This is a genomic window from Pseudomonas baetica, from assembly GCF_051216495.1.
Lineage (GTDB): Bacteria > Pseudomonadota > Gammaproteobacteria > Pseudomonadales > Pseudomonadaceae > Aquipseudomonas > Aquipseudomonas baetica_B.
In genome coordinates, this window is record NZ_JBPKAM010000179.1 from 1 (window position 1) to 7,283 (window position 7,283).

Sequence of the window (7,283 nt, forward strand, 5' to 3'; positions counted from 1 at the left end):
GGCTCGCTCCCACAAGGAGCACCGCAAAACCTGTGGGAGCGAGCCTGCTCGCGATAAGGTCCGCAGGACCTTCAGCGATTAATTGCTGATCGCCAGAATACTGGCCTGATACGACCCGACAAACACATCGAAATCGCCAACCTCGTTCTGCTCCAGCTCCGCTTGCTCAGCCAGCGAAGAGCGCGCGCGCTCTTCAAACTTCGCCTGCTCTTCGCTGGACAACGGCTCACTGCGGAAAAAATCCGCATGGGCCTGGCTCTGGCGCAGGGAGAACTGGGCAAAGCTCTCCTTGTGTTCGGCCATCGCCGCCAGGACCTGGGCCGACGGCGTCAGGGACGGGTCCTTGACCTTGGCCAGTTGTACATCCAGTGCCTTGCTGTGGGCATCGCCACCATGACTCTGATCCAGCAGCGCGGCCAGTGGCGCGATGTTCTCCAGCAATTGGCTGGCCCATTCCTTCAGATCTACCGGCTGACCGTCGCGTTGCAATTGCAGGCCCGGACGACGACCTTCCTTGACCACGCTGAGGAAGTTCGACGTTGCGTTGCCGCAACTGGTGTTGGTCAGCAGCGGGCTGTCGTTCAGGGCGCAGTACAGCAGGAAGGCGTCGAGGAAACGCGATTCGGTGATATCGATGCCCATCGGCAGGAACGGGTTGATATCCAGGCACCGCACTTCGACGTACTGGATGCCGCGGGCCATCAGCGCCTGGATCGGACGCTCGCCGGAATAGGTCACGCGTTTGGGGCGGATGTTGGAGTAGTACTCGTTTTCGATCTGCAGGATGTTGGTGTTGAGTTGAACCCACTCACCGTCCTTGTGCGTGCCGACTTCGACGTAAGGCGCGTACGGTGTGGCGACCGCTTTGCGCAGGCTGTCGGTGTAGCTGGTCAGGTCGTTGTAGCACGGCGTCAGACCGGCCTGGGCGTTGCTCTGGTAACCCAGGTCACTCATGCGCAGGCTGGTGGCGTACGGCAGATAGAGGGTGTCCGGATCCAGTTGTTCCAGCTGATGCGAGCGACCGCGCAGGAAACCGGCATCCAGCGCCGGCGATGCACCGAACAGGTACATCAATAGCCAGCTGTAGCGGCGGAAGTTGCGGATCAGGGCAATGTAGGACGAGGACTGGAAGTCGCGGTCGGTGGCGTCAATGCCTTCAGCTGCCTTGAGCAGCGGCCAGAGTTTTTCCGGCAGGGAGAAGTTGTAGTGAATGCCGGCGATGCACTGCATGGTCTTGCCGTAGCGCAAAGCCAGGCCCTGGCGGTACACGTACTTGAGACGACCGATGTTGGACGTGCCGTAATAGGCGATCGGGATATCTTCCTCGGCCGGCAACGGGCACGGCATCGATGGACTCCACAGGTACTCGTTGCCGAGCTTGCTGTAGGCAAAGCGGTGAATGCTGTCCAGGCTCGCCAGCGTATCGGCAGGGTCGGGCAGGGCCGGGGTGATGAACTCCAGCAGCGACTCGGAATAGTCGGTGGTGATCTGTTCGTTGGTCAGCGCGGAACCCAATTCTTCGGGGTGCGGCGTTTGCGCCAGGCGACCTTCGCCGGTCACGCGCAGGCATTCACGTTCGATGCCGTGAAGGCACTGTTCGAGCAGAGAGAGGTTGGCACGCTCGCCGAGCAGGGCCAGGCGGCGGTTGAGAAGTTCGCTCAAGTTGGATTCCTTCACGCGTCAGTCGCCCCAATATGGGGGTGGGCAAGACGGTCTACAAGGGTGAAGTTGAAACTGGCGTTTTCGCCTGGTTTTAGGACTGATCGCCGCAATTCCCTGTGGGAGCGAGCCTGCTCGCGAAGAAGGAGTGTCAGTCGGCATTGAGCTCACCTGACACACTGCCTTCGCGAGCAGGCTCGCTCCCACAGGAAACTTCGGCGCTGCGGTCACAGCGCCGAAATTACCTCAAATTGATGGCGACTAGCTACAGGACAGCGAACGTGCCTTGTGCTTTTGCGACCAGTTTGTCGCCTTGCATCACGTCGGCCTCGACCACCAGCGTGCGCCGGCCCGGGTGGATCACCCGTGCCGTGCACATCACCTCGCCATCGGCGACGGCGCGGATGTAGTTGATCTTGCACTCGATGGTCGCGCTCTGCTGGTCAAAACCATGGGTGCTGGAGCAAGCCAGCCCCATGGCAATGTCCACGAGGCTGAACAAGGCCCCGCCGTGCAACTTGCCACCCCGATTGCGCAGTTCGGGCTCCAGCGCCAGAGCGACTTGCGCCACCCCGGTTTCCAGGCTGTGCAAGCGGCAGCCCAGCAGCCTGAAGAACGCGCTTTCGGTCAGGCCGGCAGGAATGTCCATCAGCGTTTCTTCAACTGTTTGGCATTGGCGAACAGCGAAGCCATGGCGTTGTTGGAAGGAGCCGCAGCCGTGGTTTCCTTGCGTGGTGCCGTGTTCTGGGACTGGCGTGGCGCCGAACCCGGACGCGCACCACGGGCACCGTCGATCTTTTCGCCCGGGGTGTCGCTCATGCGCATCGACAGGCCTACGCGTTTGCGCGGGATGTCGACTTCCATGACCTTCACTTTCACCACATCGCCGGCCTTGACCGCTTCTCGTGGATCTTTGATGAACTTCTCCGAAAGTGCGGAGATGTGTACCAAACCATCCTGATGCACGCCGATATCGACGAACGCACCGAAGTTGGTCACGTTGGTCACCACGCCTTCGAGGATCATCCCCAGTTCCAGGTCCTTGAGGTCTTCGACGCCTTCCTGAAACTCTGCAGTCTTGAACTCCGGTCGTGGATCGCGGCCCGGCTTTTCCAGCTCTTGCAGAATGTCGGTGACCGTTGGCAGACCAAAGGTTTCGTCGGTGAACTTCTTCGGATCGAGGCGCTTGAGGAACGCGGCGTCACCGATCAGCGAGCGGATGTCACGGTCGGTCTCGGCGGCAATGCGCTGTACCAACGGATAGGCTTCCGGGTGTACGGCGGACGAGTCCAGCGGGTTGTCACCGTTCATGACGCGCAGGAAGCCGGCGGCCTGTTCGAAGGTTTTTTCGCCAAGGCGTGCAACTTTCTTCAATGCAGCGCGGGTTTTGAAGGCGCCATGTTCGTCGCGGTGGCTGACAATGTTCTGCGCCAAGGTCGCATTAAGACCGGAGATCCGCGCCAGCAGCGCCACCGAAGCGGTGTTCACATCCACACCGACAGCGTTCACGCAGTCCTCGACCACAGCGTCCAGACCGCGTGCCAGTTTCAGTTGCGACACGTCGTGCTGGTATTGGCCGACACCAATGGATTTCGGATCGATCTTCACCAGTTCCGCCAGCGGATCCTGCAGGCGACGGGCAATCGACACCGCGCCACGGATCGACACATCCAGGTCCGGGAATTCCTTGGCGGCCAGTTCCGATGCGGAGTACACCGATGCGCCAGCCTCGGACACCATGACCTTGGTCATCTTCATGGCCGGGTATTTTTTGATCAGCTCTATGGCCAGCTTGTCGGTTTCGCGGCTAGCGGTGCCGTTGCCGATGGCGATCAGGTCCACCGAATGCTTGGCGCACAGAGCGGCGAGAATGGCGATGGTCTGATCCCACTTGTTGTGCGGCACGTGCGGGTAAACGGTGGCGTGATCCAGCAGCTTGCCGGTGGAGTCGACCACGGCAACCTTGCAGCCGGTACGCAGGCCGGGGTCGAGGCCCAGGGTGGCGCGCGGGCCGGCAGGGGCCGACAGCAGCAAGTCGTGCAGGTTATGGGCGAAGACGTTGATTGCTTCGGTTTCCGCGCCGTCGCGCAGTTCACCCAGCAGATCGGTTTCCAGGTGGGTGTAGAGCTTGACCTTCCAGGTCCAGCGCACCACTTCACCCAGCCATTTGTCGGCTGGACGGTTCTGGTTCTGGATACCGAACTGTTGGCCGATCATGCCTTCGCACGGGTGCATGGTGCCCGGCAGTTCATCACCGACTTTCAGCGCGGAGCTGAGAATGCCTTCGTTGCGGCCACGGAAAATCGCCAGTGCGCGGTGCGATGGCATGCTTTTCAGCGGTTCGTCGTGTTCGAAATAGTCACGGAACTTGGCGCCTTCCTCTTCCTTGCCAGCGATCACGCGGGCACTGAGGGTGGCTTCCTGCTTGAGGAAGTTGCGCAGCTTGTCCAGCAGGCCCGCGTCTTCGGCGAAGCGCTCCATCAAGATGTACTTGGCGCCTTCGAGAGCGGCTTTCACGTCGGCCACGCCTTTATCGGCATTGACGAAGCGAGCAGCCTCGACTTCCGGTGTCAGGTTCGGGTCGTTGAACAGACCGTCAGCCAGCTCGCCGAGGCCGGCTTCCAGGGCGATCTGGCCCTTGGTGCGGCGCTTCTGCTTGTACGGCAGGTACAAGTCTTCGAGGCGGGTCTTGGTGTCGGCGAGCTTGATGTCGCGTTCAAGTGCAGGGGTCAGCTTGCCTTGCTCCTGGATGCTGGCAAGGATGCTGATGCGCCGTTCGTCGAGTTCTCGCAGGTAGCGCAGACGCTCTTCCAGGTGACGCAATTGGGTGTCATCGAGGCTGCCGGTCACTTCTTTCCGGTAACGGGCGATGAAGGGAACGGTAGAGCCTTCATCGAGTAGCGCGACGGCCGCTTCGACCTGTTGTGGGCGTACGCCGAGTTCCTCGGCGATGCGGCTGTTGATGCTGTCCATAAAACCACCTGACAAATTGTGAAAGCAGGCTCGCAGGCGCAAGGATAGGGGCCGACGAGCCTGGTTGAGCGGCCTGGCCTGCGCCGCTACCTGGATCAATAGGTATCCCGTTGACCCGTGAAATCGAACAATTACTGCCTGAGCCATGAAAATAAAGCATGGCCACCCGGCGTAACAATCAGACGTTGCCTGACACAAAAGGCCGCGCATTATAACCAGCGTTCTGTCCTTCGGGGGGTATCGCAGACTGTAGGCAAAATGCCCGGATTTCTGGCAGTGAAGGAAAAATCTGCTAACAATGCACACGGTGCGTATAACGGCAGCTACGCCATAATGCGCGCCGAGATCAAAGGAGCATCCAATGAGCAGCACTGCAAACATTGCTGAAGGCGAAAAAATTCTTATTGTTGACGACGACCCGGGCCTTAGCAGCCTGCTGGAGCGTTTTTTTGTCAGCAAGGGCTACCGTGCCCGCGCCGTACCGAACACCGAGCAAATGGACCGCCTGCTGGCGCGCGAAGTGTTCAACCTGGTCGTCCTCGACCTGATGCTGCCCGGTGAAGACGGCCTGACCGCCTGCCGCCGCCTGCGTGGCGCGAACAATCAGATTCCAATCATCATGCTGACCGCCAAGGGCGATGAGCTAAGCCGCATCAAGGGCCTTGAACTGGGCGCCGACGATTACCTGGCCAAGCCGTTCAATCCGGACGAGTTGATGGCGCGGGTCAAAGCCGTCCTGCGTCGTCAGTCGGCTCCGGTGCCGGGCGCACCGGGCAGCGAAGACGAAAGCGTGACCTTCGGTGACTACGAATTGTCCCTGGCCACCCGTGAGCTCAAGCGTGGTGAAGAAGTGCACATGCTCACCACCGGTGAGTTTGCGGTACTCAAGGCGCTGGTGATGAACGCCCGTCAGCCACTGACCCGTGACAAACTGATGAACCTGGCCCGCGGTCGCGAATGGGATGCCCTGGAGCGTTCCATCGACGTGCAGATTTCCCGTCTGCGTCGCATGATCGAGCCGGATCCGTCCAAGCCGCGCTATATCCAGACTGTCTGGGGTGTGGGCTACGTGTTCGTTCCGGATGGCACCGCCACCAAATGATCGGCGATTTGTAGGCGCGGGTCGTGCGGGCGAAGGATCAGAAGACCTTGCCCGCAGACTCGCGACCCGCAATATGCGAGCATCCCTCGCTCCTGCAAGTGTGTAGCGGTTATCCATGAAAACCCCGGTTTGGTTCCCCCAGAGTTTCTTCTCTCGCACCCTTTGGCTGGTGCTGATCGTCGTTCTGTTTTCCAAGGCACTGACCCTGGTTTATCTGTTGATGAACGAAGATGTGCTGGTGGACCGCCAGTACAGCCACGGCGTCGCCCTGACGTTGCGTGCCTATTGGGCAGCCGATGAAAACAACCGCGACAAGATTGCCGAAGCCGCAACCCTGATTCGGGTTGTGGGCGCTGGTGTGCCGGAAGGCGAGCAACACTGGCCCTACAGTGAAATTTATCAGCGGCAGATGCAGGCGGAGCTGGGTGCCGACACCGAAGTGCGATTACGCATGCATTCACCACCGGCATTGTGGGTTCGGGCGCCAAGCCTGGGCGACGGCTGGCTGAAAGTGCCGTTGTATCCGCATCCGCTGCGCGGTCAGAAAATCTGGAATGTGCTGGGCTGGTTCCTGGCCATCGGCTTGCTGTCCACCGCCTCGGCGTGGATTTTCGTAAGCCAACTCAATCAACCTCTGAAACGTCTGGTCTACGCCGCGCGGCAGCTCGGTCAGGGACGTAGCGTACGCCTGCCGATCAGCGATACGCCCAGTGAAATGACCGAGGTTTATCGCGCCTTCAACCAGATGGCCGAGGATGTCGAACAGGCCGGTCGCGAGCGTGAACTGATGTTGGCCGGGGTGTCCCACGACCTGCGAACGCCGCTGACCCGCTTGCGCTTGTCCCTGGAGCTGATGGGCGACCGCAATGATTTGACGGACGACATGGTTCGCGACATCGAAGACATGGATGCGATCCTCGACCAGTTCCTGGCGTTTATCCGCGACGGCCGTGATGAGTCGGTGGAGGAAGTGGACCTGAGCGATCTGGTGCGCGAAGTCGCCGCACCGTACAACCAGGGCGAAGAGAAAGTGCGCTTGCGCCTGGAACCGATCCAGCCGTTTCCGTTGCGTCGGGTTTCGATGAAGCGGCTGCTGAACAACTTGATCGGCAACGCTCTGCATCATGCCGGCAGCGGGGTTGAGGTGGCAGCGTATGTGTCGGGTGACACCGCAGCGCCGTACGTGGTGCTGAGCGTTATGGACCGTGGCGCCGGGATCGATCCATCGGAGCTGGAGGCGATCTTCAACCCTTTCACCCGTGGCGACCGCGCACGTGGTGGCAAGGGCACCGGATTGGGATTGGCAATCGTGAAGCGGATTGCTTCGATGCATGGCGGTAATGTGGAACTGCGCAACCGCGAGGGCGGTGGACTGGAGGCGCGGGTGCGTTTGCCGCTGGGGTTGATGCTGCCGAGGGATGCGGTTTAACGCCGAAAATTTTCGGTGAGGCATCAGGTCTCTTCGCGAGCAGGCTCGCTCCCCCAACCCGCCCTGTGATCTCTTTTGCACGTCACCTCCTCCCCCAAACGACTACCCCCCCCCCCCAAC

At 60.6% G+C, this 7,283-nt stretch carries 5 protein-coding genes; 2 read left to right on the plus strand and 3 right to left on the minus strand.

Annotation, left to right across the window (positions count from 1 at the left end; translation table 11 throughout):
* Positions 1-78 precede the first annotated feature (78 nt).
* The 3 genes from gshA to ACSFE6_RS30380 all read right to left on the minus strand — a co-directional run bounded on the left by gshA (position 79) and on the right by ACSFE6_RS30380 (position 4,632).
* The gene (gene gshA, locus ACSFE6_RS30370) at positions 79-1,662 is read right to left on the minus strand and encodes a glutamate--cysteine ligase (protein WP_435431064.1); all 1,584 of its coding nucleotides are present in this window, start codon (positions 1,660-1,662) and stop codon (positions 79-81) included.
* 262 nt (positions 1,663-1,924) lie between these two features.
* A complete protein-coding gene (locus tag ACSFE6_RS30375) occupies positions 1,925-2,308 on the minus strand; it encodes a PaaI family thioesterase (RefSeq protein ID WP_435431065.1) in 384 nt (127 codons plus the stop codon).
* Positions 2,308-4,632 carry a Tex family protein gene (locus ACSFE6_RS30380; RefSeq protein ID WP_435431066.1) on the minus strand — a complete coding sequence of 775 codons (2,325 nt, stop codon included), beginning with the start codon at positions 4,630-4,632 and terminating at the stop codon, positions 2,308-2,310. The genes ACSFE6_RS30375 and ACSFE6_RS30380 overlap by 1 nt, the downstream gene beginning before the upstream one ends.
* Positions 4,633-4,993: 361 nt before the next feature.
* Here ACSFE6_RS30380 and ompR point away from each other — a divergent pair, with 361 nt between their 5' ends.
* Complete coding sequence (ompR, locus tag ACSFE6_RS30385) at positions 4,994-5,734, plus strand: osmolarity response regulator transcription factor OmpR (protein WP_047536233.1); 741 nt, start codon at positions 4,994-4,996, stop codon at positions 5,732-5,734.
* Positions 5,735-5,849: 115 nt separating this feature from the next.
* Complete coding sequence (locus ACSFE6_RS30390; RefSeq protein ID WP_435431067.1) at positions 5,850-7,163, plus strand: ATP-binding protein; 1,314 nt, start codon at positions 5,850-5,852, stop codon at positions 7,161-7,163.
* Positions 7,164-7,283: the final 120 nt, after the last annotated feature.

What these genes read in the sequence shown, in the direction of transcription:
- ACSFE6_RS30375 (WP_435431065.1), bottom strand. Translation starts at nt 2,308, where the DNA reads ATGGACATTCCTGCCGGCCTGACCGAAAGCGCGTTCTTCAGGCTGCTG.
- ACSFE6_RS30380 (WP_435431066.1), bottom strand. Translation starts at nt 4,632, where the DNA reads ATGGACAGCATCAACAGCCGCATCGCCGAGGAACTCGGCGTACGCCCA.
- ompR (WP_047536233.1), top strand. Translation starts at nt 4,994, where the DNA reads ATGAGCAGCACTGCAAACATTGCTGAAGGCGAAAAAATTCTTATTGTT.
- ACSFE6_RS30390 (WP_435431067.1), top strand. Translation starts at nt 5,850, where the DNA reads ATGAAAACCCCGGTTTGGTTCCCCCAGAGTTTCTTCTCTCGCACCCTT.